The organism is Flavobacterium sp. OHVDL-2026-0007 (assembly GCF_059882335.1).
Genome location: NZ_CM187612.1, coordinates 3,173,707 through 3,198,686, shown reverse-complemented (window position 1 = coordinate 3,198,686; position 24,980 = coordinate 3,173,707). Strand labels below are relative to the sequence as shown.

The following is a 24,980-nucleotide window of genomic DNA, read 5'->3' as shown; positions in this document are numbered from 1 at the left end:
GGTTTGAAAACCTGTAGCAATTGTAAATCGCTTTTTTAGTGGGGTAGCAACTAAAAACAATAAATAAAGTGTAATGGAATTAAAATGGAAAATAAAGCCTTTTGAGGCGCTAACGGTTCATGAGTTATATGATGTGCTCAAAGTAAGAAGTGAGATCTTTGTAGTGGAGCAAAATTGCGTTTATTTAGATGCAGATGGTAAAGATAAGCTTGCTTTGCATCTAATGGGTGAATACGATGGTAAAATCGTCGCGTATTCACGTTTGTTTGATGCAGGAATTAGTTTCGATAATACTTCAATTGGACGTGTCGTAGTTGATGCTAATTATCGCGATAAAAAATGGGGACACGATTTGATGCGCGAAGCCATCGCGGGTATTAAGAAGCATTTTGGAAAAGATAAAATAACAATAGGGGCTCAACTGTATCTAAAGAAATTCTACGAAAGCCACGGATTTGTGCAAACCAGTGAAATGTATTTGGAAGATGATATTCCCCATATCGAGATGATTCGCGGTTAAAAGATCAATAAATCACCTAATGACCAAAAACATTGATTTGGACTTCATAAGTTCAATTTGAGTTTATAGGAAAACCTTCATTGGCTGTATAAGCCGATGAAGGTTTTTTATTTCCAGTACTTTTTATGATTTTAGTAACATTTGTTTTATGATTATAATAACATTATTTGATAGATGCTTTGTTAATTTAGTTTCAGTAAAATCTTAATAAAAAAGTGCTATATGAGTAAAGTAAAGTGGATTATGGTTTTTTGTGTTTGTAGTTTTTTGAGTTTTGCTCAAAATAATTCAGTTGTAAAAACAGACAATAGACGAGTTGAAAATTTAGCTAGTTTATCAAAAGTCTGGGGGTTTCTAAAATATTATCATCCCAATGTAGCAAAAGGTGATTTTAATTGGGATGAGCAATTGCTTCAAATGATCCCAAAGGTACAAGGAGCTCAAAATAAGGAAGAATTATCTAAGATCTACTTGGAATGGATTGCTGATTTAGGCGCAGTAAAAGAATGTAAATCGTGTAAAGAAGTTTCTAAAAAGGAATATTTTGATAAAAACTTCGATCTGTCCTGGTTAAATGATTCCAACGTTTTTACCGCAGAACTTTCGCAAAAGCTTAAATTCATTGAAGAAAATAGATTTCAAGGTAAAAGTAAATATGTTACCGCAGGTCCAGCTGGCAATATTGAAATGACAAATGAACCTGAATATGTAGATTCTCAATATCCAGATATAAAACAAAGATTATTAGGTTTGTTCCGTTATTGGAATACCATTGAATACTTCTTTCCATACAAATACATCACGGATCAAAATTGGGATGCGGTGTTGCTTGAAATGATCCCTCGATTTGAAAAGGCAAGTAATGCAACAGAATATCAATTGACTTTGTTAGAGAGTGTTGTGAAGTTGGATGATACGCATGCGTGGCCCTATTCAGATAAATATTTGGAGTTTTTTGGTCGTAAATATATTCCAGCATTCATTAATGTGATTGAAGACAAAGCTGTTATTGTAGGTTTTTATAATGATTCGCTTGCAAAAATAAATGATATCAGAAAGGGCGATATTGTGGAACAAGTAGAGGACAAAGATGTTTTGCAAATAATGTCAGACAGAGCAAAGTACGTTAGTGGATCAAATCGTGCAATTAAAGCTAAGGGCTATGAATATTTGATATTTAATGGTACAACAGATTCAGTAAAAGTCAAAGTTAGAAGGGGAAATCTTGTTTTAACTAAAATGATTAAACGTTATGTAGCTGCCGATTTAAAAATAAATAAAAATTATAATAAGGAAAAGTTTAGTATTGATCAAGATAACGTTGGCTATGTTAATATGGCTCAGCTAGAAATGGATGAGGTGCCTGAAATGATGCAAAAATTAGATGCAACAAAGGCTTTAATTATTGACCTTAGGAACTATCCCAAATTTATTCCCTATACGTTAGCTAAAAGATTATTTAAAAATGCGAAAGAATTTTCTAAGGTGATAAAACCTGATCTGACTTATCCAGGAAAGTTTGTTTGGGAAAAAGCAATCTTTGTTCCTCCTCTTAAAAATCAGTATTATTCTAAAAAAGTGGTTGTATTAGTTAATGAGGAAACTCAAAGTAGGGCAGAATGGTCCGCCATGCTTTTGCAAAGTGGGGATAATGTGACAACAATCGGTAGTCAGACCGCAGCGGCAGATGGAAATGTTTCAAAAGTTGGTTTTCCAGGTTTTACATTTTATATGTCTGGTATAGGAGTATTTTATCCTAATAGAGCTCAAACACAGCGTGTAGGAGTTAAGGTGGATATTGAAGTCCATCCAACCATTAAAGGAATTCAAGAGGGGAAAGATGAAGTACTGGAGGCTGCTAAAGAGTTTTTAAACAAGCCGGGTATTTAAAAATGCTTTAAATTTTAGTAATCACAAACTCAACACGGCGATCTAAAAGATCACCTTTTCCTAAAGGATATTTATTGCCGCAACCCTCATAGGTCATGCGGCTTTTTGCTATTTGCTTTGACGATAAATAATTAAATACCGTTCTAGCACGATTCCAAGATAGTCTTCTTTCTTGCGTTTCTTTATCGATTCCGTCGGTATATTGCTTGGGTGTACAGCATACATGCCCTTTTATTTCAAATTGAAGACTTTTTTTATTTTGTAAAACCCCTGCGATTTTATCTAATTCATTTTTAGAACCCTGGGTTAATTTAGAGCTTCCAAGCTCAAACAAAATGTTGGTCAAATAAATCTTGTCCCCGACCTTTAGCTTGTCTTTGAATGAATTATGAATCCCTTTTCCAAAACTATTTTTTTTGACTACAATAAGATCAACACGTCGGTTTTTAGATCGAGTTTCGTGTAAGTTTTCCACAGTGTCTAGTCGAACGACAATACGTCCTTTACCTTCTAAAATGATAATTTTACTTTGCTTAAAACCGGAAGAGGTTAACAATTGCTGAATGGTGTTTGCGCGATTATTAGACAGACGAAAATTATATTGATCATTGCCACGATCGTCACAATAGCCATAGATCTGTATGGATTCTACTTTTGAGGTATCAATTGTTTTTATAAAGTTAGTGACCACTTGGGTTTGCTCCTGAGTAAGATCATATTTGTCAAATTCAAAATACACGGTCTCAACAGGTTTGTTTTGTGCTGATAAATTAAAGACAAGAAGAAAGAGTAAAAGGCTGAAAATCTTCATTTTTACATTTTTAAAATCCTTTTATACTCGGCTTGATTGTTTAAAAGACCTACGGCTTTTTTAATCTCGGAATTGTTTTTAAGGTAAAATTGATAGAGACCTTCTTGGTATTGGTATCTTTTGATGAGTTCTTCTTGAATTAAATTCTTAATTTCTTTTTGGTTTTTATCCAATAAACTGCTTTCACTTTTTTCAAGAGCCGCCAATAATTGCTGGTATTCAGGAGCAATAGTTTCATCTATTTTTTCATTTTTGGCAGCCGTTAAAGTGTTTTTTAATGCGATTTCAGTTTCGGTATCGAAACTAATCTTATTGGCTTTTAAGTATTGTTTAAAACTAGTATAATCTGCATCGGTAATCGTTGGGATTTTATCCCCTAAGGCCGGGTTTTTATAATAATAGATCGTTGCATAATCAAAAATACCGTCATTCTTTAATAAGGCATTCGTGATAGGATTCATTTTGGTTTCTTCTAATTCGATGTCGGGTAATACACCACCACCATCAAAAACGGTTCGTCCTTTTCTTGTTTTAAAGGCATTGAAATTTTTAGCGTCTGTTTTCTGAGCTAGTCCGTTTTTATCTTTATGCGCATAATCTAGTGCTTGAATACAACGACCAGAAGGCGTGTAGTAACGAGAAATAGTTACTTTTAGCTGTGTTCCGTAGGTCAAATCCACAGAACGCTGTACCAGCCCTTTTCCAAAACTACGGCTTCCCAAAATAACGGCACGATCTAAGTCTTGTAAAGCCCCTGACACAATCTCAGATGCTGAAGCACTTCTACCATTGACTAAAATGGCTAAAGGTATTTCGGTATCAACGGGGTCTTTTGTCGTTTTATAGGTGTTATTGTGTTTTTCAATTCTTGATTTAGTGGTAACAATGGTTTCGTTTTTAGGCACAAATAAATTACATATATCTACAGCTTCATTTAAAAGCCCTCCAGGATTCCCTCGTAAATCAAGGACAATTTGAGTGGCTCCATCGGCTTTTAGTTTTTCAAGTGCTTCTTTTACTTCGATTGCGGCTTTTCGGCTAAAATGGGCCAATACTATATAACCCGTTTTATCGTCTACTTTTCCATAAAAAGGAACCGACTTAATATCCACTTCGTCTAAAATCAATTCAGTTGTAAAGGGCTTATTTTGGCGAAGGTATTTTATAGCAATCTTAGTGTTTTTTGTTCCCTTGAGTAATTGGGAAGCATCGTCTTTAAAATCAGCAATCAGTACATCGCCAATCTGTATAATTTCATCACCCGCTTTTAATCCAGCTTTATCGGCAGGATAATTTTTATAAGGTTCACGAACAATTAAGCGGTCTTTTTTTCTGGTAATTAAAGCACCTATACCGGTGTATTCTCCCGTATTGTTGATTTTGAAATTGACTACATCCTGTTCGTTAAAGTAGACCGTATAAGGATCCAAGCTAACTAACATGCTTTTAATGGCCTTATCCATCAAATCTCCAGGATTGGTCTCGTCGACATAGTTGGTGTTGACCGCTTTGAATAAAGTGGTGAAGATTTCTATTTGTTTGGCAATCTCAAAAAAATCATCTTTGAAACTGGTTCCAATAAATAAAAATCCTGCTGCGACGATAGGTATAATGATTTTTCTTTTGAGAAAAGTAGTCATGGCGGTGAATTAGCTTAAATTATATGGTACTAAAATAAGAATAAATCGTCAATAACGGTTATACGGGGAGCTGAATCTCAATTGAGAGAATCAAAAGGATTGATTATAAAGGGTTTTCTGATTCTGTTTTGATTTCTGAATCTTTGCTTTTGTTTACTTGAGCGATAAATTTCTCAAATAATTGAATCGTTTTGGTATTGATTTCTTCGTACGTTAAACGGTCTTTGGTTTGGTAAAAAAACATCAAAGAATAGGGATGTTCAATAGCATCGAGTAACAAATGTTTGTTCAGTCGATAGGTTTCTCGTAAAACACGTTTGAAGTAATTGCGATCTACAGCTTTTTTAAAGTATTTCTTAGAAACCGAAACCCCCATTTTAATTTTTTCTGCTGAATCCATTTCCGCTGGAGTGTATACTAAACGCAACGGATATTTAGAAACTGATTTCCCCTCAGAGAATAGTAATCCAATAATCGTTTTACTTTTTAAACGTTCGTTTTTAGGGTAGGTAAAGTTCATTTAATTCAGAAAAAATTTGCAATTTTATGGACAAAGGTACAATTAAACCATAAAACCGGTTATTGTTTTTAAATTTTATACCCTTAAAAATTTATTTATTACTTTTGGCGTTAATTTTTTAAGCATGCAAAAAATAATTTCTTATCCCATATCTGTACTATACTATTTGTGCTTTAGCTTGTGTTTGCTTGTTTTTCATCCGATACAATGGATTTGTCTTAATGTTTTTGGATATCAAGCGCATAAAAAAAGCGTTGATTATTTGAATTTTTTTCTTTTAAAGTGTACCAATCTAGTAGGAACAACATATAAAATTGAAAACAGAGAGACCATTCCAACAGGAGTTCCGTTGATTTTCGTTTCTAATCACCAAAGTATGTACGATATTATCGCTATGATTTGGTATTTTAGACGTTTTCATTGTAAATTTGTAAGTAAGAAAGAGTTAGGTAGCGGAATACCAAGTGTATCTTATAATTTACGTCATGGAGGTTCAGTGCTTATAGACCGTAAAGACCCAAAACAAGCCATCCCAGCAATTAAAGGTTTGTCTGAATATATCGAAAAAAATACAAGATCGGCGGTTATTTTCCCTGAAGGGACACGTAGTAAAACAGGAGTGCCTAAAGAATTTGCTCAAAGCGGTTTGAAGATTCTCTGCAAGTACGCGCCTTCAGCCTATGTAGTACCGGTAAGTATTAACAATTCTTGGAAAATGGTAAAATTTGGTTTTTTCCCTGTAGGTTTAGGAAATCGCCTTACCTTTACCGTTCATAAGGCGATGGCTGTAAAAGACTATAATTTTGCTGATTTAATGGCGATGACAGAGAAAGCAGTTATAGAAGGAGTAAATGAGTATAAATAGATTTTTGTTTTTGAGTAACTAAAAACAAAAATCCCAAATCTAAAATAAGTAATGTCTATAAAAAACATTAGATTAGAAGTAATGCAGTTTTTGGAAAAAAACGTGGATAGCTTCGTTGAGCAGTATTTAATTCCAGTGGAGAAAATTTGGCAACCGTCAGATTTTTTGCCTAATTCTGAAGGAGATAACTTTTTTGAAGAGGTAAGAGAACTACGTGAAATTGCTAAGGAATTGCCATATGATTTTTGGGTAACGCTTGTAGGAGATACGATTACTGAAGAAGCTTTACCAACCTACGAATCTTGGTTGATGGATGTTGAAGGAATCAATCAGGTAGAAAACGGTGGAAATGGTTGGTCTAAATGGATCAGGCAATGGACTGGAGAGGAAAATCGCCATGGTGATTTGCTAAACAAATACTTGTATTTGTCTGGTCGTGTGAACATGCGTGAAATTGAAATGACAACACAGCATTTGATCAGCGACGGTTTTGATATTGGTACGGGAAGTGATCCGTATAAAAACTTTGTTTACACTAGTTTTCAAGAGTTAGCTACTTATGTTTCACACAATCGTGTGGCTCAAATGGCTAAGAAATTTGGAGACAATAAATTGTCTAAAATGTGTAAAATGATTGCTGGAGATGAGATGCGTCATCACCATGCCTATAGTGAATTTGTAACGCGTATTTTTGCAGTAGATCCTAGTGAAATGATGTTAGCGTTTCAATATATGATGAAACAAAAGATTGTGATGCCAGCACACTTCTTACGTGAATCAGGTCAAAAAATAAGTTCTGCATTTGAACAATTTTCTGATTCTGCACAAAGAATTGGGGTGTATACAGCAAATGATTATGTGGATATCATGCAAAAGTTAATTGATAAATGGGAAATTGATAAGGTTTCTAATTTAACAGATGATGCTGAGAAAGCGCGTGATTACTTAATGAAATTACCGAGCCGTATGGCGAGAATCTCAGAAAGATTGGTTATTCCTCAAGAGTCGCATATCTTCAAATGGGTAGAACCAGCTAGATTGTAGATTTGTAATTAAAGTATGAGAAACTTTGATTTTCAATGGACGGTTAAGTCAATTGGATGTTGAAGCTTTAAAAATGAATATATTTTGTTGATTGTTGAGGTAGAAAAACTTTGACAATCAACATTTTTTTTAAATGACTATTATGAATAAATCCGAACTGATAAACAAAACAATTGCTTTTGTAAAAGAAAAATTAAGTAATGCGGAAGGTGGACACGATTGGTTTCATATCGAACGTGTGTATAAAAATGCGCTTTTGATCGCAGGGGATACCCAGTGTAATATGGAGGTAGTTCAACTAGGTGCTTTGCTACATGATATAGCCGATAGTAAGTTTCATAATGGAGATGAAACAATCGGGCCAAAAACGGCGCGCTTGTTTTTGGAAGGAGAAAATGTGGCTGAGGAAGTGATCCAACAGGTGGTGAATATCATTGAAAATATCTCCTTTAAAGGAGGGAATTTCGAAAAGAAGTTTAGTTCTGTTGAATTGGAAATCGTACAAGATGCGGATCGTTTAGATGCCATTGGAGCTATTGGAATCGCAAGAGCCTTCAATTATGGTGGATTTAAAGATAGAGTTTTATATGATCCTAATATAGCGCCTGTCACCAACATGACTAAAGAGGAATATAAAAAGAATAATGCGCCCACAATTAATCATTTTTACGAAAAGCTTTTATTGCTTAAAGACAAAATGAATACTCAAAAGGGTAAACAAATCGCAGCGGAAAGACATCGTTTTATGGAACTTTTTCTGATGCAATTTTATTTAGAGTGGGAAGCAGAGGAGTAAGTGAGTAGTTGGCAATGGTCATTTAAAGTGGCTGCCAAAATGAAATGCCCCCAAAAAAGGAAGCGTCCTATTTTGGGGGCATTTTGTATGAAAAGAAGAATCTCTAGTGAAAGAAGAATCGAATTTTGCTATAATTGGGTCTTACCTAGCTGCATCCACAATTGTTGTCACCACAATCTTTTTTCTTTTTGGATTTCCAAAAGAACTTTTTAATTAAGAAGGCGGCAGCAATAAATAGAATACCAAAGGCAATAATTTCTTGTATCATGACGACTTATTTTAATAGTTGATAAGCTAAAAGTGCTACAAAATAAGCCAATCCGCTCATTAAAAATAACTGCATAGCAGGCCATTTCCAAGAATTGGTTTCTTTTTTAGTGATCGCAAGTGTACTAGCACATTGCATGGCAAAAGCATAGAACAATAACAAGGAGATTCCAGAGGCAAAATTAAAGATCTTCTGACCGGTTACAGGATTGATTTCTTCTTGCATTTTACTTTTGATAGTGGCTTCATTGTCACTACTTCCTACACTATAGATCGTGGCTAATGTACCTACAAAAACCTCACGAGCGGCAAAGGAACTGATGATGGCAATACCAATTTTCCAGTCATAACCTAAAGGAGAAATAGCCGGTTCAATGGCTTTACCCATGATTCCGATATAGGAGTTCTCTAATTTTTGAGAGGCCACTTCATTTTCGAATGCTGTTTTATCTAAGGGATTGTCAGCAAATCTTTCTGTGACGATGGTTTCGGCTTCGTTAAAATCTTTTCCGGGTCCGTATGAGGCTAAAAACCATAAAATAACGGATATGGCCAAGATGATCTTTCCTGCTCCAACAACAAACGCCTTAGTTTTCTCTACTACATTGATTGCAACATTTTTGAAAAGAGGTAATTTATAACTCGGCATTTCCACTACAAAATAAGTTTTTGTATTGAGCTTTAATACTTTGTTTAAGATATAGGCGGATATAATAGCCGTTCCAAATCCTAATAAATACAATAACATTAGGGATAATCCTTGCATGTTCAGTATGCCAAAAACGCGCTGATCTGGGATAACCAAGGAAATAATGATGGCATAAACAGGTAGTCTTGCTGAACAGGTGGTAAAGGGAGTTACTAAAATAGTAATCAAACGTTCCTTCCAGTTTTCGATGTTTCGCGTGGCCATAATGGCTGGAATCGCACAAGCTGTTCCAGAGATTAAAGGGACTACACTTTTACCTGAGAGACCAAACTTACGCATGATTTTATCCATTAAGAAAACCACACGGCTCATATAACCACTTTCTTCTAAAATAGAAATGAATAAAAACAAGAAGGCAATTTGAGGAATGAAAATTAAAATCCCTCCAATTCCAGGTATGATACCTTGTGAGAGTAAATCGGTCAATATACCACTAGGTAATTCTTGTGCTACCCAGCTGCTTAAAGAAGCAAAAGTGCTATCAATAAAGTCCATAGGAATGGTTGACCAACTAAAAATAGACTGGAAAATCACAAATAAAATACCTAAGAAAATGAAATAACCCCAAAATTTATGGGTTAAAACACGGTCTAATTTTGCTCTAAAGTCTTTCGCCATTGAGGCATCAACTTGTAAGCCCTGTTTTAAAACGTCATTGATAAATTGGTAACGTTTTATCGTTTCTTTTTGTTGTAGACGCTTGAGTTCGGAATGTGATTTGGTGAATGTACCTCTAATTTCATTTCGGTCTAAATTCAAAAAGTTCACGTCTTGAGTAATAACCAACCATAATTTGTACAACAATTGGTTTGGAAATGCTTTTTGTAAATTCTCAAAATAATCAGCATCAATGCTTGAGGCATTTAAGCAAGGTTCATGCGGAATGGTTTTGTACGAGACAATTAGGTTTTTTAATTCTTCTATTCCAGAGCCTTTACGAGAACTAACTAAAGCAATTTTTGTTTTAAGCTGCTCTTCAAGATAGGCAATATTAAGAGTTATTCCTTTGGTTTCCATACGATCGGCCATGTTGATCACCAGTATGGTCGGAATTTCAAGATCTTTGATCTGGGTGTAGATCAATAAATTTCGTTTCAAATTCTCGACCTCAGTGACCACAACGGCTACATCAGGATATAATTTATCGTTTTTGTTGAGTAAAAGTTCAATGACAACGCTCTCGTCGATAGAACTGGCGTTAAGGCTGTAAGTTCCAGGTAAATCTAGAATATTAGCCTTGATGTTATGGGGTAGTTTACAGAATCCTATTTTTTTCTCAACGGTGATTCCTGGGTAATTTCCCACTTGTTGTTTTAAACCTGTAAGTTGATTGAATACAGACGTTTTTCCAGTATTTGGATTCCCAATAAGGGCAACATTGATATTTTGAATGCTCATTACAAATTGTTTATGATAAGTTCAACTTCAATTTCACGAGCGGTTTCTACACGAATGGCTACATGTGAACCATTAATGTCTAAATACAGAGGATCTCCGAATGGAGCGATTTGAAGTAATTCTACTAAGTTACCCGGCAAACAGCCCATCTCTAATAGCTTTAGAGGGATAAGATCGATATCAAAATCTTTGATAATGGCTTTCTCGCCTTTTTTTAGGGTATGGATTGTATTTTGCAAGCTTATTTAGATTGAATTTAGATTGCAAAAATAGGCAATTATTCTTTATTACAAGGTATTTAACACTTTTGAATATGCTAAATGTTTCTAAAAATAAGGCGTTTTACTCTTTGCATAGAAAATCGATGTCTTCTAAAAGACGTTTGATTTCTTCTTTATTTGTGCCATCGTAGAATCCTCTTACACGACGTTTTTGATCTACCAAAACAAAATTCTCGGTATGGACCATATCATATAATTGATCGGGTCTACCCAATTTTACCGCCAGATAGGATTTTCTAGCCATGGTGTAAATTTCTTTTTTGTCTCCAGTAACTAAATTCCATTTGCTGTCTACAACGCCATGTTTGATAGCATACTGTTTTAAAACAGGAATGCTGTCCACCTCAGGGAAAACCGTATGAGAAAGCAACATTACCTTTGGATTGTTTAAGACTGCTTTTTGAACTTCAGCTAAGTTGGTCGTCATTTTTGGGCAGATGGATCCACAAGTGGTAAAGAAAAAGTCGGCTACATAAATTTTCCCTTCGTAATTTTTCTGGGTAATGGTATCGCCATTTTGATTGACAAATGAGAAATCAGCTATAGTGTGGTACTTGCTTTTGTATTGCACAGTGCTGTCCACTAATTCAGGATTGACATCAGCAGGATTAAAAATAGGAAGTGTTTTTTGTGGCTTTAGTGCCGAATAAAATAAAGATATAGTAACGGCCGAAAACAGGAATAAAACCAGAAAGAATTTTCGGTACTTGTAAAGAAGCGATTTCATAAAAATAATTTGGCGCAAAAATACGAAAAGCGCTTTTTAAAAGCCTAATGATCCTTGGTTTTTAACAGAATAAGGGATTTGAGTCCTAGGAATGTATCAGTAAAATAGGATCTATGATAATTGTGCTTCATTTTGGACAAGGTATTTGAAGCATTTAGATCATCAAATACTTCTGCTTATTGCTGTGAAAATTGTAAATAAAGGATTAAAATAATTAACATAAAATTTTAACATAAAATTAAAAATAATAGCAATACGTTTGTATTAGACCTTAAACTATAAATTAAAATGATAAAACAGCTAAACAAATCTATGTTTTGTGCGTTTTCAGCAATTTTCTGTTGCGCAACACTTCAGGCACAAAGTGCAAAACCGACCGAACCAGGTATCAATCTTTCCTATATGGATAGCAAAGTGAGTCCTAGTCAAGATTTTTTCCGTTATGTAAATGGAACTTGGTTAGAGAAAACTCAAATTCCTAATGATAGAAATTCATGGGGTAGTTTTAATGAATTGCGTCAAAAGACGGATGAAAATTCATTGGCAATTTTGAAAGAAGCCTCAAAAAATCCTAAATATAAATCAGATACAGATCAAGGTAAAGCGGTAGCTTTATTCAATACGATCTTGGATACTGTTGGAAGAAATAAAAAAGGTATTGCGCCAATTCAGCCTTACTTAAAGAAAATCGACGCTATTAAAAATGTAGCGGATTTACAAACTTTCTTGACAGAAATGGAATCACAAGGAGGAGTTGGTTTCTTCGGTGTTTATGTTGGTGCTAACGCCAAGAACAGTAATGTGAATTCCGTTAGTCTAAGTCCAGGACGTTTAGGATTGTCGGATAAAGATTATTATGTTTCTGACGATAAAGACTCTAAGGAAAAAAGAGCAAAATATGAACTTCATATTGCTCGAATGATGCAGTTCATTGGAGAGTCACCTGCAAAAGCAAAAGTAAGTGCTGCACAGATTTTGGCTTTAGAGACTCAAATGTCTGCTCCAAGATTGGATCGTGTGGAACGCAGAGACAGAAGAAAACAATACAACCCAACGGCTGTATCGGATTTGAAAAAATCAGTTCCTTCTATCGAGTGGGATAAATATTTTGCAGGAATCGGAATGGCAAAGGTGGATACTGTTATTGTAACCCAACCGCGCTATTTGGAGGCTGTGGAGAAAATCTTTAGCGATAAAAAAGTGGCGGATTGGAAGGCGTATTTAAAATGGTGTGTGTTAAACGGTTCTTCATCGGAATTAACTACTGCTATTGAGAATGCCAATTTCGACTTCTACGGAAAGACATTAACTGGAGCCTTAAAACAACGTCCTCGTGAGGAAATGGCATTGCAAGTGGTAAATCAAGCTACAGGTGAAGCTTTAGGAAAGTTATATGTAGAGAAGTTTTTCCCAGCAGAAGCAAAAGATAAGGCAAAAAGTATGATTCAAAATGTGATTTTGGCGTACCAAAATCGTATCAATGGATTGCCTTGGATGTCTAAAGAAACAAAGGTAAAAGCCATCGAGAAATTAAATAAGATCACCATTAAAATAGGATATCCTGATAAATGGAAAGATTATTCGGCTTTACAACTTAAAAATGTTGCTGAAGGTGGAACTTATTTCGATAACATGATCAGTTTAGCGAAATGGGATTATCAAGAAGATTTAGCTAAATTAGGAAAACCAGTAGATAAAACAGAATGGGGAATGTCTCCACAAACGGTAAACGCTTACTACAATCCATCTTACAATGAAATTGTTTTCCCAGCGGCTATATTACAACCACCTTTTTATAATTACCAAGCTGATGAAGCGGTAAATTATGGTGGTATTGGTGCTGTAATTGGTCATGAAATCTCCCACGGATTTGATGATTCTGGAGCACGTTATAATGCAGACGGAAACCTTGTTGACTGGTGGACTGCAGATGATTTAAAACAATTTACAGCCTTAGGTTCTGCTCTGGCAGCTCAGTATAGCGCTTTAGAGCCTTTGCCGGGAATACATGTAGATGGTAAATTTACTTTAGGAGAGAATATCGGAGATTTAGGAGGAATAAATGCTGCTTACGATGGGTTGCAATTGCATTTAAAAGCACATGGCAATCCTGGATTAATCGATGGATTTACTCCGGAACAACGTTTCTTTATTTCTTGGGCTACGGTTTGGAGAACAAAATCAAGAGATGAAGCGATTAAAAGTCAAGTAAAAACAGACCCGCATTCTCCAGGAATGTATAGAGCTTATGTTCCGATTCAGAACGTTGATGCTTTTTACCAAGCTTTTGGAATTAAAAAAGGAGATCCAATGTATGTTGATCCTGAGAAGAGAGTTAAAATCTGGTAATACAGGTATAAAAAAACGGCGCTAATTTTAGCGCCGTTTTTATTTTCAAGTTATTTCTTTTATTGGATAGCGATATAAATATCCACTTCTGCATTTTGTGGATTTAAAGCCTTTTCATCATATACTTCAAAATCAGTTGTAAATATACGATCTAAGTCTGAATTCCAAATTTTTAACCACTGGTTAAAAACGATGCCTTGCGTGAGATCCCCTTTAGCAACGAATTTAGTATACTGAGCAGTTTCGATAGTTTTTCCCATCATCCCTTCTGGGATGTTGTCCAAATGGTTTACTGCGCAGCCTAAGAGCGTTGTATAAGGCTTTGTATGATCTTTTTCGTATTCGGTGTACATGCAGTATATATCGTCGCTTATTCTATCGGGAATCTGTTGAAGGATTCCTTCTGAGATGAAGCGGTTCCAAAGCGCTGGTATGTCTTGTCCTGATTGTCCATTTTCATTGGTTGTTCGTACTGAAATCCCAATTACATTGAATTTTTTAATATCCATTTAATATCCATTATTTTGATGAACTACAAATTTAGAATCGAGTTATGACAACAGTATGTCAACAGTCAATAAGGCAAATGGAATGTTTATTTTAAATTACTGTAAATGTAACTTTCAATTGCTTTTAATTCTTCATCAGTCATCGCTTTGGTAATTGGTAGATTGGTTTTCATTACAGCAAACTGGCTAGGATCTACAATAGGATCCGCTTCCTCTTTTAAAAAACTTACCATATCGGCATTTTTGTCTTTATAAATTTTTGCAATCTCTTGTATACTCGGTCCGATCACTTTTTGGTCTACCTGATGACAAGAAATACAGTTTCCTTTACCCTCAAAAATTTGTTTACCCAGAGCTTCTGGAGTTTGAGTTTGGGCTGATTCTCCTTCAGTATACGTTTCTGTTGCGTTTTCGTTTGATTTTCCTGAAGAGTCCTGGCCTTCTTTTTTACAAGAAACAAAAGCCAATAGGACGGCAAAAAATACTATCTTTTTCATGTTTATTTTATTTGTTTAAAATGACGGCGGCTTCCTTAGCAAAATAAGTAGAGATAATACTAGCGCCTGCTCGCTTAATGCAATATAGTTGCTCTATCATGATTTTGTCATGATCTAACCAACCTCTTTCTGCTGCAGCCTTTACCATAGCATATTCTCCAGAAACCTGATAAACCGCTACTGGAACGTGTACTGCATTTTTTACCTCACGAACAATATCTAAATAGGCCATCCCTGGTTTTACCATTACGATGTCAGCACCTTCTTCTACATCTAAAAGCGCTTCACGGATACCTTCGATGCGGTTGGCATAATCCATTTGGTAGGTCTTTTTGTCTTTTGGAATGTTTTGAGAATCTACAGGAGCAGAGTCTAGGGCGTCACGAAAAGGCCCGTAAAATGCGGAGGCATATTTGGCACTATAACTCATAATCCCTACATTATGATGTCCATTTTCTTCTAAAGCTTTACGGATCGCTAAAACACGTCCATCCATCATATCACTTGGTGCTACAAAATCGGCTCCAGCTTCTGCATGACTCAAACTCATTCTGGTTAAGGCATCAACGGTTGCGTCATTGATCAACTGACCGTTTTCGATGATGCCATCATGACCATAAATGGAATACGGATCCAATGCCACATCAGGCATCACAATCATCTCAGGAACGGCATCTTTTATGGCGCGGATAGTCTGTTGCATCAAACCATCTTTGTTCCAAGCTTCAACGCCTTTATTGTCTTTTAAATGTTCGCTTACTTTTACGTAAATATTGACCGCCTTGATCCCTAAATCCCAAGCTTCTTTAACTTCTTTTATGGTGTTGTCTAACGAATGACGGTAAATGCCCGGCATGGATGGAATGGCGATTTTCACATCTTTTCCTTCAGCAACAAACATTGGAAGCATGAAGTCGTTTGGACTTAAACTAGTTTCACGAACTAAAGAACGAATGGATTCGTTGGTTCTTAAACGGCGGTTTCTTTGTAATGGGAACATAATGTTTTATTTAGATTTTGAACTTTCAGCTGTTAGGCTGAAAATATAGATTGTTTTTTAGGACTAGTTTATAATCCTGTTTGCTGATTTATTTTTTCGTACACTTCTTTTACTTTTTTAGGAGCATCAAATCGATAGCCTATTGAAATTTTTATAGTTCCTATATTGTCGTTCAATCGGGCTTCCGCGGTATCGCTTTGAATGAAATTGACCGTGTTTAAGCTTGCATAAGCAAAAAGACGATCTGTATTATAGGCCAGCTTTATATTAAGGTCCATTTGATATAAAGCAGAAAGCTCTCCGTCTATATCATTAATGCCGGCTCCAAAAGCTATGCCTGATCCTATTAACACGCGATCACTTATTACAAAATTATAAAAGTAGGATGGCGCTAGGGAGAAGACGTACACATCTCCATTGGATGAGTTTGGCTCATTGTGCAAATTCAAGTTGGTGTAATAAAACGAAAAACTCGGAATAAAACTGCCTGAACTCTTTGTTTGCCACTCATTTTGATTGACTAAGGTCTTATAAGAGAAGCGATCGTTAAATATATAAGAGGTTGTTCCTCCAATTTTTGTTGAACGCATTCTTGGAAAATCTGTCACTATACCTTCTTCACTGGCATAAAAGCCTTTTTGACTCATAAAGGTGAACGACTGCATCCATTTTTTATAATAAAATCGAGTATTGAAACTAAATAATTTTGAATCGGAATTGTCTTTGTTTACGTCAAAGAATTTCGGTGCAAAACCAATGGTAACATCAATAAACTGATAACTCAGACTCAGACCTAATTGCTCTTGACGATTTGGATTAAGGTCTAAATATTTCTTTTTGCCTTCTGAATCAAAACCGATTTGAAAATTATTCGAAGTATCCAGATAATAAATACCTGTTGTGATTTTATCATTGTATGATTTAAAATAGGTTTTTTGAAGCGAATCCTTTTGGGCAAAACACCCAAAAACGCCTCCAAAAAACAGTATATAAATCAGTTTTAGATCCATTCACGCGGATTTTCTAGTACATGTATCAATTGCTCTTCTATACTGCCTGCTTCTGCATGATGGTCGTACACCCATTGTACATGCGGAGGTAAACTCATCAAAATACTTTCAATTCTCCCGTTGGTTTTTAAACCAAATAAAGTGCCTTTATCGTGTACTAAATTAAATTCAACGTAACGACCACGTCTGATTTCCTGCCAAGTTCTGTTCTCTGGAGAATAGGAAAGCTCTTTTCGTCTTTCTACAATCGGAACATAAGCCTCTAGGAAGCTGTTACCTACTTCAGTAACGAAATTGTACCAATCTTCCATGGACATTTGTTCATTGGCTTTGCAATAATCAAAGAACAAACCACCAATACCGCGAGCTTCGTTTCTGTGTGCATTCCAGAAATAAGCATCGCATTGTTTTTTATACTTTGGATAAAACGCCGGATCGTGTTTGTCGCAGGCTGTTTTACAAGTCTGATGGAAGTGTTTAGCATCTTCTTCAAATAAATAGTATGGGGTCAAATCTTGTCCACCACCAAACCATTGCTCGATCACGTTACCAGCTTCATCGTACATTTCAAAATAGCGCCAATTGGCATGTACCGTTGGTACCATTGGGTTTTTTGGATGTAAAACCAAACTTAATCCGCAGGCAAAAAAATCCGCTTCACCAACGCCAAACATTTTTTGCATGGCTTCAGGTAATTTTCCGTGAACTGCAGAAATGTTGACACCACCTTTTTCGAAAACAGTTCCGTTTTCAATAACTCTAGTTCTTCCGCCACCGCCTTCTGGACGTTTCCAAAGATCTTCACGGAATTTAGTAGTGCTGTCAAGCGCTTCTAATCCAGCACAGATCTGGTCTTGTAACTTTTGAATATAGGTGTAAAATTTATCTTTCATGTGTATGGTATTCTGATTTAAGTAGCCCAAAATAAACGATGTCCTCTAAGGTTCCATCAGCGCTTTTGAATTCTTCTCGTAATATTCCTTCTTGTTTAAAATGGTGTTTCAAGGCAATTTGTTGACTGGCCTTATTGATTTTTGAGGTACAGATAAAAACCTTATTCATCTGCAATTCGTCAAAACAAAAAGCTAAAGCTTGTGAAACAAGCTTAGAAGTAATTCCTTTTCCTTGATAATCTTGATCAACAAAATAGCCCAATTCGCATTTTGAAATCCGATGATCTATGCTTTTAATGCACAGATAGCCAATAAGGGTGTTTGTTGTAGTGTTTCTTGGATAGAAAAAATAGCCTTCTTTATGATTCTCTTTGTCCTGATTGAGAGCAATAAATTGCTTCGTTTTTTCAAGATCTAAACAATGAGATAGGGTAACGGGGAATGTTTTGGCAATATGGGTTTTGTTCTTTTCGATGAGGTTATAAAACTCCTCGGGAAGAATCTGGTCAATTGTTGCTGTTTTCCAATCCGTAAACTCCATTAGCTAGCTGTTTTTAAGGGAAGTAATTTTAGCATTAATTCCAAAGGAAAAAACTTTGTTTTCCTGCTGAATGTATTGGTAAATGGCGAGTGCTTTATGCTCAAAATTATAATTTTCGACTGTAGAAAAATCGATTAGGAAATCTGCAAATTGTTCCAGCTGATTCCAATCTAAATGAAGACGGACCAATAAAGTGATCAATTCATCATTTTGATAGGCAATTAAAGTTTCCATGTTTAAAGCCAGTTCTTTGAGTTGATTTTCTATAGCGAATTTCTCGTCATCAGTCAGCGTTTTAGGCACAAAGTCAAGAGAGCGCAATGTTCTGAGGACATTGTCAATTCTGATGCTTTCTTCGTCTCTAAGGCCCTTATTTAACATGATCTTGAATTTTCAGCTGTAGGTGCAGTTTTAATTTAAAAGTGGAAACTAAAACTGCACGCCGTTACTGTACTATTATTGGTTGTATTCTTTTACCGCGTCAATAAATGCTTTGGCATGGTCTACTGGGATATTAGGTAATATTCCGTGACCTAAATTTACAATATATTTGTCTTTTCCGAATTCGTCGATCATCTCATGTACCATTTTCTTAATGGTTGGAATTGGAGAAAGTAATCTTGATGGATCAAAGTTTCCTTGTAGGGTAATGTTTCCACCGGATAGATAACGAGCATTTCTAGCCGAACAAGTCCAGTCGACACCAAGTGCAGAAGCTTTACTTTTTCCCATTTCACCTAAAGCAAACCAACATCCTTTTCCGAAGACGATAACTGGAGCATCGTCAGCCAAAGCTTCGATGATTTGGTTGATGTATTTCCATGAAAATTCTTGATAATCAACAGGAGAAAGCATGCCTCCCCAAGAATCAAAAATCTGAACGGCATTTACTCCTGCTTTCACTTTTTCTTTCAAGTATAAAATAGTAGTGTCTGTAATTTTTTGCAATAAGGTGTGTGCAGCGATAGGGTTTGAGAAACAAAATCCTTTTGCAGTATCAAAACTTTTTGATCCTTTTCCTTCAACAGCATAGCACAGAATAGTCCAAGGTGAACCTGCGAAACCAATTAAAGGTACTTCGTCGTTCAGCATTTCTTTAGTCAATTTAATGGCATCCATTACATAACCTAAAGTTTCTTGAATATTGGGAACAATAACACGCTCAACATCTTGGGTTGTACGTATTGGATTGGGTAAAAACGGACCAAAATTTTCTTTCATCAACACTTCGATTCCCATGGCTTGAGGAATAACTAAAATATCCGAGAATAAAATAGCAGCATCTGGTGCAATTCTACGAATAGGTTGAACAGTGATTTCAGCAGCTAATTCTGGAGTCTGACAACGGGTGAAGAAATCATATTTATCACGTAAAGCGATGAATTCTGGTAAATATCTTCCTGCTTGTCGCATCATCCAAACCGGTGGACGTTGAACAGTTTCTCCTTTAAGTGCTTTTAAAAATAGGTCGTTTTTTATCATAAGTTTTATTTTTAAACCAGAGCAGTTTGTAAAAGCTGTCCAGTTATAGGATCATTATTTATATTCTTGTAATACATCTTCAATGACATCTTCAACGGTAGGTTGATCGGCAATGATAATATTTTTAGTGATTTTGTTTAGTGCATCTGCAGTGGTTTGACCAATACAATAGCAGGTTTCTTTTTTGATTGTATTTTCTTTTAAATAACTTTCAACGCCTGAAGGACTAAAAAATAAGATGCCTTCAACAGCTGTTTTTATTTTATGAGGGGTTAAAGTCGTATTGTAAACTTCTATTTCATTGAAGAGTACACCGGCTTCTTTTAAGGCTACTGGTAAGGTTTCTCTACGGAGATTTCCGCTAAAAAAAGTATAGCTTTCTTTACCATAAATCAAGGTAATGATTTCTGCTAAATCAGCAGCATATCCTGTGTATGCGATAACATTAAAGCCACTTTCGGATAATAATATCTTGGTTTTTAGACCAACACAAAATACATTTTTACTTTTTAATTCTTCTGATTTTGGATCAGCTAAGAGACTATGAACCGCGTTTTGACTGGTGAAAATCAAATTGTCGTTAATGTCTTGAATTTTAAAGGGTTTGTGTTCTGTTTCAATAAAATTAGCCTCGATCACCTCAATGCCTGCCTTTTGCAATTCTTGTTTTTGAATAGGTGAAAGTACTTTTGTAGATAATATTTGAATTGAATTTGCCATTATTTCTTAAGAGATTCTTTTATGTTTTTCATCAATTCGGTTCCGCCATTAGTTAGTACTTCTTGAGCGGCAAAGAATCCCAGTTTTTTCCACTCTTCGATTCCTACTGTTTTGTTGACTTCAATTTTTTGTTTTCCATCAACAGATAGTAAAACACCTTGAAAATGCAAGCTGTCTTGATCTTCATCATAACGGACTAAAGCACCAATAGGTGCGGTACATCCGCCCTCTAAGGTTCTTAAAAACTGACGCTCAATATAGGTACAAATTTCAGTTTCGATATGATTCAATTGCGAAAGCGCATCCAGGGTATAATTGTCGTTTTCCATGGCCACAACCAACATAGCGCCTTGCGCTGGTGCTGGAATCATCCAATCTAAGTTGATATAGTGTTCTGGTTTTAGGTTAATGCGTTCTAAACCTGCTGCAGCAAAAACGGCTCCGTCCCAGCTGTTGTCTTGTAGTTTTTGCATACGGGTGTTTACATTTCCGCGTAAATCAACCACAGTATGGGTAGGGTATTTGTTAAACCATTGTGCCTGACGGCGTAAGCTTCCCGTTGCAATGGTGCTCGCTTGGTCTGTGAAATTAGGGTTTCCTTTATGTACTAAAATGTCTAAGACATTGGCGCGTTCTAAAACAGCAGCCTGAACAATACCTTTAGGTAAGGCAGTAGGCACATCTTTCATGGAATGAACAGCAATGTCAACATCACCATTGATCATTGCAATGTCTAAGGTTTTCGTGAAAATTCCGGTAATTCCTAGTTCGTATAAAGGTTTGTCGAGTATAAGATCGCCTGTAGATTTGACGGCAACAATTTTGGTTTCGTAGCCTAAATCATTTAGTTGTTTCTCGACAGTATGTGCTTGCCAAAGTGCCAATTCGCTATCGCGAGTTCCTATTCTTATTGTTTTTTTAGCCATTTTGGTTTTTTAAAACTGATTTTTCATCATTAAGAGTTTTAAGGTTTGTTTATAGAATCAAAACAACTCGCTTAAAACGTCTTATCATCTTAATGGGTATATAACCTTAAGATGCTTTTATTTTGAAGACTTTTTCAATCCATTCGATGCTTTCATCGACCATGGTGTCATCGTCTTTTAAGTGATTTGCAAAATGTGTAGTGATTTTTTGAATGATTCTGTTGCTGATAATTTCAGCTTGAGCTTCATTAAAATCAGCAATTTTTCGGCTTTGAAAATCCATTTCAGAAATTTTAATGGCATTGAGTTTTTCTTTCAAAGCATTAATCGTAGGAGCAAATTTTCGGCCTTTCATCCAAACGATAAATTCGTCTTTAATTTCTTCGATTATCGCTTCGGCTGCAGGAATGTGCAGTTTTCTGTTTTCTAAAGTCTCATCTGTCAACTGTGACAAATAATCCATATGAATCAAAGTAACCCCTTCTAATTCCTCAACATTTTCATGAACATTCTTTGGGATGGATAGATCTAAAATCAGCAAGGGCTTCTTTAGATTTAAAATGGCTTTATCCACTGTTGGATTTTGTGCGCCAGTAGCCACTACAACTACATCGGCTTTTTGAAGTTCCAAGTGTAGTTCAGAGTAATCTTTAACGATCAAATTCAACTTTCCTGCTAATTTCTCCGCCTTGTCTTTGGTACGGTTAATTAGAGTAATATGTTCGTTTTTGGTATGTTTTACTAAATTTTCACAAGTATTTCTTCCAATTTTTCCAGTTCCGAAAAGCAAAATGTTTTTCGAACCAATATCTTCTACATTCTTAAGAATGTATTGTACTGATGCAAAAGAAACGGAAGTAGCTCCAGAACTAATTTCGGTTTCGTTCTTGATTTTTTTACTAGCTTGGATTACCGCATTGACCAATCTTTCTAAAAAAGTATTGGTTAATCCCAGGGATTTAGAATGGGTAAAACTCGTTTTTATTTGAGAAATAATCTCGAAATCGCCTAAGATCTGACTGTCTAAGCCAGTTCCTACGCGAAACATATGATTAATTGCTTCTTGATTTTTGTATACAAAACCCACTTTTTGAAACGCGTCAACTGAACCTTGACTGTTATCGCAAATAAGTTTGATTAATTGAAAAGGGTGTTCAGCAAAACCGTAAATCTCGGTTCTGTTACAAGTCGAAGTTACGATTAAACTCTCTATTCCTTCTTCTTTAGCTTGTTCTAGCAAACGCGTTTTTGCGATTGCATCCAGACTAAATTTACCTCTTACCTCCGCATCTGCTTTTTTATAGCTCAGACCAACTGAGTAAAAATAGAGATGTTTAGGTACGTTATTGTTTTCCATAAATGCACTTTCATAAAAGTGGAACAAAATTATCATTATAGTGTTTATAAAAGTAACGCTCAAAGTACTTTTTGTATCGCTACATGTTTTTTTGTTTCTAAATAGGTGTTTTTGTGTAAAAAGAAGTATTTTTGTAGCAAAATCAGCCCATTTGAAACGGTTTGTTTAGAGTGATTCTAAATAAGATGCTGCTTTGGCGTTGATTTGAGTTTCAAAAAAATATCGCTATGAGTTCTCAAGAAATTATAAAAATTGAAGACGACTTTACACTTATCCGTTTCCAAAATGACAGTGCAGAGCCTTTTTCTGCACAGCGGGAAATAGGTAGTGGCCTGATACAGTTTCACTTCGGTATAAAAGGTAATGCCAAATTTTTGTTCAATCAAGGCAATTATGCTTTAGAATTGAAGGAAGAAAAATCCTTGCTTTTGTACAATCCTCAGAAAGAATTGCCTCTTAATTTAGAACTGGCTCCAAATTCATGGGTGATATCTGTAATTGTATCAATCAAGAAATTTCACGCGTTGTTTTCTGCTGAGGCGGACTATATTACTTTTTTAAGTCCAGACAATAAAGATAAGAAGTACTATAACGAAGGGAACATCAGCCCATCGATGGCTATAGTATTGAGTCAACTGTTTCATTATAACCTACATCCGTCTATAAAGAATCTTTATTATAAGGGTAAAGGATACGAATTGTTGAGTTTGTATTTTAATCGTACCGAAGATCCCAATGCAGAACAATGTCCTTTTTTAATTGACGAGGATAATGTTTTGAAAATCCGAAAAGCTAAAGAAATTATCATTGCTAATATGGCAGAACCACCAGGTTTACAAGAATTGGCTGATGAAATTGGTTTGAATTTGAAGAAACTTAAAATGGGTTTCAAACAAATTTATGGTGATACGGTCTATGGGTTTCTATTTGATTACAAAATGGATTTTGCGCGAAAATTGCTCGATAGCGGATCCTATAATGTCAACGAAGTAGGATTGAAGATTGGCTACAGTACTGGAAGTCATTTTATAGCGGCTTTCAAGAAAAAATTTGCCACTACACCCAAAAAATATTTGATGTCGATTAATACCAATGTATAAAGATCGATTTTATAGATTTAAACATAAGTAAAAAATAACATTTATCATATTTCTAAAAGGATGGTTGTCCTACTTTTGAAGAAAATTTAAACACATATAATGAAAGGCGTATTATTAGTAAACCTAGGGTCACCCGATAGTCCGGAGCCAAAAGATGTAAAACCGTATTTAGATGAGTTTTTGATGGATAAGTACGTAATTGACGTTCCGTATTGGTTAAGGGCGATCTTAGTTCGCGGGATTATTTTACGTAAAAGACCTGAAGAATCGGCACATGCTTACAAAAAAATCTGGTGGGAGGAAGGTTCTCCGCTAATTGTTCTTTCGGAAAGAATGCATAAAAAAGTACAACCCTTATCTAAGGTTCCCGTTGCACTTGCCATGCGTTACGGTTCTATGACCATCGAAAAAGGGCTGCAGCAATTACACGATCAAGGGGTAACAGATGTACTGCTTTTTCCATTGTATCCTCAATATGCGATGGCCTCTACTTTGACCATTTTGGTTTTAGCAGAAGAAATCCGTAAAAAGAAGTTTCCGCAAATGAGATTTACTGATGTTCCTGCTTTTTACAATAAACCAGATTATATCAAGAATCTGGCGGATTCCATTGAGAAACATTTAGTTGGATTTCAGTACGATCATTTATTGTTTTCGTATCACGGAATTCCCGAACGCCACATTCGTAAGACAGATGTAACCAAATCCCATTGCAAAATTGACGGTTCTTGCTGTAATACAGCTTCGCCGGCACACGATTTTTGTTACCGTCATCAATGTTTCGAAACGACAAAACAAGTAGTAAAATTATTAGGTCTTCCAGAAGATAAATACAGCTTAACCTTCCAGTCTCGATTGGCGGGTGATAAATGGTTGGAGCCTTATACGGATATTGAAATTGATAAAATGCCAGCAAAAGGAATCAAAAATCTGGCTGTTGTAACACCGGCTTTCGTTTCGGATTGTCTTGAAACTCTGGAAGAAATCGCCATGCGTGCCAAAGAAGATTTTGAGAAAAATGGAGGAGAAAATTTCTTTGCCGTTCCTTGTTTGAATGACGACGAGCAGTGGTGTAAGACAGTTAGTAACTGGATCAATGATTGGGCAGACAAAAAATAGAAGAGAGAA

The 24,980-nt window shown here is 35.7% G+C and carries 26 protein-coding genes; 8 read left to right on the top strand and 18 right to left on the bottom strand.

The genetic code is table 11. The features are described from left to right. Positions 1-73 precede the first annotated feature (73 nt). Together AC51AA_RS13080 and AC51AA_RS13075 are read left to right on the top strand one after the other, a co-directional pair. A complete protein-coding gene (locus AC51AA_RS13080; protein WP_500702678.1) occupies positions 74-520 on the top strand; it encodes a GNAT family N-acetyltransferase in 447 nt (148 codons plus the stop codon). A gap of 222 nt (positions 521-742) precedes the next feature. Next, entirely contained in the window at positions 743-2,410 is a 1,668-nt protein-coding gene (locus tag AC51AA_RS13075; protein ID WP_500702677.1) for a S41 family peptidase, read from the top strand. Between the two features lie 7 nt (positions 2,411-2,417). Here AC51AA_RS13075 and AC51AA_RS13070 read toward each other — a convergent pair whose 3' ends face one another. The 3 genes from AC51AA_RS13070 to rnpA form a co-directional block, all read right to left on the bottom strand. After that, complete coding sequence (locus AC51AA_RS13070) at positions 2,418-3,221, bottom strand: OmpA family protein (protein ID WP_500702676.1); 804 nt, start codon at positions 3,219-3,221, stop codon at positions 2,418-2,420. Positions 3,222-3,223: 2 nt separating this feature from the next. Next, positions 3,224-4,861, bottom strand: coding sequence for a S41 family peptidase (locus AC51AA_RS13065; RefSeq protein ID WP_500702675.1), 1,638 nt, complete (start codon positions 4,859-4,861; stop codon positions 3,224-3,226). A gap of 103 nt (positions 4,862-4,964) precedes the next feature. Next, entirely contained in the window at positions 4,965-5,381 is a 417-nt protein-coding gene (gene rnpA / locus AC51AA_RS13060; RefSeq protein ID WP_500702674.1) for a ribonuclease P protein component, read from the bottom strand. A gap of 124 nt (positions 5,382-5,505) precedes the next feature. On the opposite strand from rnpA, the gene AC51AA_RS13055 reads away from it, so the two are divergent. From AC51AA_RS13055 to AC51AA_RS13045, 3 genes are all read left to right on the top strand, one after another. Further along, on the top strand, positions 5,506-6,246 hold the full coding sequence (locus tag AC51AA_RS13055) for a lysophospholipid acyltransferase family protein (protein ID WP_500702673.1): 741 nt from the start codon (positions 5,506-5,508) through the stop codon (positions 6,244-6,246). A gap of 51 nt (positions 6,247-6,297) precedes the next feature. Continuing rightward, entirely contained in the window at positions 6,298-7,290 is a 993-nt protein-coding gene (locus AC51AA_RS13050) for an acyl-ACP desaturase (protein ID WP_500702672.1), read from the top strand. Positions 7,291-7,432: 142 nt separating this feature from the next. After that, positions 7,433-8,086 carry an HD domain-containing protein gene (locus tag AC51AA_RS13045; RefSeq protein WP_500702671.1) on the top strand — a complete coding sequence of 218 codons (654 nt, stop codon included), beginning with the start codon at positions 7,433-7,435 and terminating at the stop codon, positions 8,084-8,086. A 145-nt stretch (positions 8,087-8,231) separates the two neighbouring features. Here AC51AA_RS13045 and AC51AA_RS13040 read toward each other — a convergent pair whose 3' ends face one another. The 4 genes from AC51AA_RS13040 to AC51AA_RS13025 all read right to left on the bottom strand — a co-directional run bounded on the left by AC51AA_RS13040 (position 8,232) and on the right by AC51AA_RS13025 (position 11,468). Next, positions 8,232-8,354 (bottom strand): FeoB-associated Cys-rich membrane protein, encoded by a 123-nt coding sequence (locus AC51AA_RS13040; RefSeq protein WP_500702670.1) that lies wholly within the window; start codon positions 8,352-8,354, stop codon positions 8,232-8,234. A 6-nt stretch (positions 8,355-8,360) separates the two neighbouring features. Beyond that, a complete protein-coding gene (feoB, locus tag AC51AA_RS13035) occupies positions 8,361-10,460 on the bottom strand; it encodes a ferrous iron transport protein B (RefSeq protein ID WP_500702669.1) in 2,100 nt (699 codons plus the stop codon). Further along, positions 10,460-10,699, bottom strand: a complete 240-nt coding sequence (locus tag AC51AA_RS13030; RefSeq protein ID WP_500702668.1) for a FeoA family protein — start codon at positions 10,697-10,699, stop codon at positions 10,460-10,462. Before AC51AA_RS13030 ends, feoB begins: the two co-directional genes overlap by 1 nt. 103 nt (positions 10,700-10,802) lie before the next feature. Next, on the bottom strand, positions 10,803-11,468 hold the full coding sequence (locus AC51AA_RS13025) for an SCO family protein (protein WP_500702667.1): 666 nt from the start codon (positions 11,466-11,468) through the stop codon (positions 10,803-10,805). Between the two features lie 288 nt (positions 11,469-11,756). On the opposite strand from AC51AA_RS13025, the gene AC51AA_RS13020 reads away from it, so the two are divergent. Next, positions 11,757-13,817 (top strand): M13 family metallopeptidase, encoded by a 2,061-nt coding sequence (locus AC51AA_RS13020; RefSeq protein WP_500702666.1) that lies wholly within the window; start codon positions 11,757-11,759, stop codon positions 13,815-13,817. A 59-nt stretch (positions 13,818-13,876) separates the two neighbouring features. Here AC51AA_RS13020 and AC51AA_RS13015 read toward each other — a convergent pair whose 3' ends face one another. The 11 genes from AC51AA_RS13015 to hemA form a co-directional block, all read right to left on the bottom strand. Continuing rightward, positions 13,877-14,326: a GyrI-like domain-containing protein gene (locus tag AC51AA_RS13015; protein WP_500702665.1), complete on the bottom strand. Its 450-nt coding sequence runs from the start codon at positions 14,324-14,326 to the stop codon at positions 13,877-13,879. A gap of 86 nt (positions 14,327-14,412) precedes the next feature. Then, the gene (locus tag AC51AA_RS13010) at positions 14,413-14,823 is read right to left on the bottom strand and encodes a c-type cytochrome (RefSeq protein ID WP_500702664.1); all 411 of its coding nucleotides are present in this window, start codon (positions 14,821-14,823) and stop codon (positions 14,413-14,415) included. A 7-nt stretch (positions 14,824-14,830) separates the two neighbouring features. Then, positions 14,831-15,823: a porphobilinogen synthase gene (gene hemB / locus AC51AA_RS13005; RefSeq protein WP_500702663.1), complete on the bottom strand. Its 993-nt coding sequence runs from the start codon at positions 15,821-15,823 to the stop codon at positions 14,831-14,833. Positions 15,824-15,891: 68 nt separating this feature from the next. Further along, the gene (locus AC51AA_RS13000; RefSeq protein WP_500702662.1) at positions 15,892-16,833 is read right to left on the bottom strand and encodes a DUF4421 family protein; all 942 of its coding nucleotides are present in this window, start codon (positions 16,831-16,833) and stop codon (positions 15,892-15,894) included. Beyond that, complete coding sequence (gene hemF, locus AC51AA_RS12995; protein ID WP_500702661.1) at positions 16,824-17,726, bottom strand: oxygen-dependent coproporphyrinogen oxidase; 903 nt, start codon at positions 17,724-17,726, stop codon at positions 16,824-16,826. Before hemF ends, AC51AA_RS13000 begins: the two co-directional genes overlap by 10 nt. Continuing rightward, positions 17,716-18,267, bottom strand: a complete 552-nt coding sequence (locus AC51AA_RS12990; RefSeq protein WP_500702660.1) for a GNAT family N-acetyltransferase — start codon at positions 18,265-18,267, stop codon at positions 17,716-17,718. The genes hemF and AC51AA_RS12990 overlap by 11 nt, the downstream gene beginning before the upstream one ends. A 3-nt stretch (positions 18,268-18,270) precedes the next feature. Beyond that, a complete protein-coding gene (locus AC51AA_RS12985; RefSeq protein WP_500702659.1) occupies positions 18,271-18,648 on the bottom strand; it encodes a hypothetical protein in 378 nt (125 codons plus the stop codon). A gap of 75 nt (positions 18,649-18,723) precedes the next feature. Then, on the bottom strand, positions 18,724-19,749 hold the full coding sequence (hemE, locus tag AC51AA_RS12980; protein ID WP_500702658.1) for a uroporphyrinogen decarboxylase: 1,026 nt from the start codon (positions 19,747-19,749) through the stop codon (positions 18,724-18,726). 54 nt (positions 19,750-19,803) lie between these two features. Continuing rightward, positions 19,804-20,469, bottom strand: coding sequence for a uroporphyrinogen-III synthase (locus tag AC51AA_RS12975; RefSeq protein ID WP_500702657.1), 666 nt, complete (start codon positions 20,467-20,469; stop codon positions 19,804-19,806). Continuing rightward, a complete protein-coding gene (hemC, locus tag AC51AA_RS12970; protein ID WP_500702656.1) occupies positions 20,469-21,395 on the bottom strand; it encodes a hydroxymethylbilane synthase in 927 nt (308 codons plus the stop codon). Before hemC ends, AC51AA_RS12975 begins: the two co-directional genes overlap by 1 nt. 106 nt (positions 21,396-21,501) lie before the next feature. Then, on the bottom strand, positions 21,502-22,752 hold the full coding sequence (gene hemA, locus AC51AA_RS12965) for a glutamyl-tRNA reductase (RefSeq protein WP_500702655.1): 1,251 nt from the start codon (positions 22,750-22,752) through the stop codon (positions 21,502-21,504). Positions 22,753-22,979: 227 nt separating this feature from the next. Between hemA and AC51AA_RS12960 the strand changes: the two genes are divergently transcribed. Both AC51AA_RS12960 and hemH read left to right on the top strand, forming a co-directional pair. Continuing rightward, positions 22,980-23,852 carry a helix-turn-helix domain-containing protein gene (locus AC51AA_RS12960; protein ID WP_133506298.1) on the top strand — a complete coding sequence of 291 codons (873 nt, stop codon included), beginning with the start codon at positions 22,980-22,982 and terminating at the stop codon, positions 23,850-23,852. 99 nt (positions 23,853-23,951) lie between these two features. Continuing rightward, positions 23,952-24,971, top strand: a complete 1,020-nt coding sequence (gene hemH, locus AC51AA_RS12955) for a ferrochelatase (RefSeq protein WP_500702654.1) — start codon at positions 23,952-23,954, stop codon at positions 24,969-24,971. The last annotated feature ends 9 nt before the right edge of the window (positions 24,972-24,980 follow it).

Bases quoted from the DNA above. Each gene is read 5' to 3' on its own strand.
- AC51AA_RS13080 (WP_500702678.1), top strand. From the start codon at position 74: ATGGAATTAAAATGGAAAATAAAGCCTTTTGAGGCGCTAACGGTTCAT.
- AC51AA_RS13075 (WP_500702677.1), top strand. From the start codon at position 743: ATGAGTAAAGTAAAGTGGATTATGGTTTTTTGTGTTTGTAGTTTTTTG.
- AC51AA_RS13070 (WP_500702676.1), bottom strand. From the start codon at position 3,221: ATGAAGATTTTCAGCCTTTTACTCTTTCTTCTTGTCTTTAATTTATCA.
- AC51AA_RS13065 (WP_500702675.1), bottom strand. From the start codon at position 4,861: ATGACTACTTTTCTCAAAAGAAAAATCATTATACCTATCGTCGCAGCA.
- rnpA (WP_500702674.1), bottom strand. From the start codon at position 5,381: ATGAACTTTACCTACCCTAAAAACGAACGTTTAAAAAGTAAAACGATT.
- AC51AA_RS13055 (WP_500702673.1), top strand. From the start codon at position 5,506: ATGCAAAAAATAATTTCTTATCCCATATCTGTACTATACTATTTGTGC.
- AC51AA_RS13050 (WP_500702672.1), top strand. From the start codon at position 6,298: ATGTCTATAAAAAACATTAGATTAGAAGTAATGCAGTTTTTGGAAAAA.
- AC51AA_RS13045 (WP_500702671.1), top strand. From the start codon at position 7,433: ATGAATAAATCCGAACTGATAAACAAAACAATTGCTTTTGTAAAAGAA.
- AC51AA_RS13040 (WP_500702670.1), bottom strand. From the start codon at position 8,354: ATGATACAAGAAATTATTGCCTTTGGTATTCTATTTATTGCTGCCGCC.
- feoB (WP_500702669.1), bottom strand. From the start codon at position 10,460: ATGAGCATTCAAAATATCAATGTTGCCCTTATTGGGAATCCAAATACT.
- AC51AA_RS13025 (WP_500702667.1), bottom strand. From the start codon at position 11,468: ATGAAATCGCTTCTTTACAAGTACCGAAAATTCTTTCTGGTTTTATTC.
- AC51AA_RS13020 (WP_500702666.1), top strand. From the start codon at position 11,757: ATGATAAAACAGCTAAACAAATCTATGTTTTGTGCGTTTTCAGCAATT.
- AC51AA_RS13015 (WP_500702665.1), bottom strand. From the start codon at position 14,326: ATGGATATTAAAAAATTCAATGTAATTGGGATTTCAGTACGAACAACC.
- AC51AA_RS13010 (WP_500702664.1), bottom strand. From the start codon at position 14,823: ATGAAAAAGATAGTATTTTTTGCCGTCCTATTGGCTTTTGTTTCTTGT.
- hemB (WP_500702663.1), bottom strand. From the start codon at position 15,823: ATGTTCCCATTACAAAGAAACCGCCGTTTAAGAACCAACGAATCCATT.
- AC51AA_RS13000 (WP_500702662.1), bottom strand. From the start codon at position 16,833: ATGGATCTAAAACTGATTTATATACTGTTTTTTGGAGGCGTTTTTGGG.
- hemF (WP_500702661.1), bottom strand. From the start codon at position 17,726: ATGAAAGATAAATTTTACACCTATATTCAAAAGTTACAAGACCAGATC.
- AC51AA_RS12990 (WP_500702660.1), bottom strand. From the start codon at position 18,267: ATGGAGTTTACGGATTGGAAAACAGCAACAATTGACCAGATTCTTCCC.
- AC51AA_RS12985 (WP_500702659.1), bottom strand. From the start codon at position 18,648: ATGTTAAATAAGGGCCTTAGAGACGAAGAAAGCATCAGAATTGACAAT.
- hemE (WP_500702658.1), bottom strand. From the start codon at position 19,749: ATGATAAAAAACGACCTATTTTTAAAAGCACTTAAAGGAGAAACTGTT.
- AC51AA_RS12975 (WP_500702657.1), bottom strand. From the start codon at position 20,469: ATGGCAAATTCAATTCAAATATTATCTACAAAAGTACTTTCACCTATT.
- hemC (WP_500702656.1), bottom strand. From the start codon at position 21,395: ATGGCTAAAAAAACAATAAGAATAGGAACTCGCGATAGCGAATTGGCA.
- hemA (WP_500702655.1), bottom strand. From the start codon at position 22,752: ATGGAAAACAATAACGTACCTAAACATCTCTATTTTTACTCAGTTGGT.
- AC51AA_RS12960 (WP_133506298.1), top strand. From the start codon at position 22,980: ATGAGTTCTCAAGAAATTATAAAAATTGAAGACGACTTTACACTTATC.
- hemH (WP_500702654.1), top strand. From the start codon at position 23,952: ATGAAAGGCGTATTATTAGTAAACCTAGGGTCACCCGATAGTCCGGAG.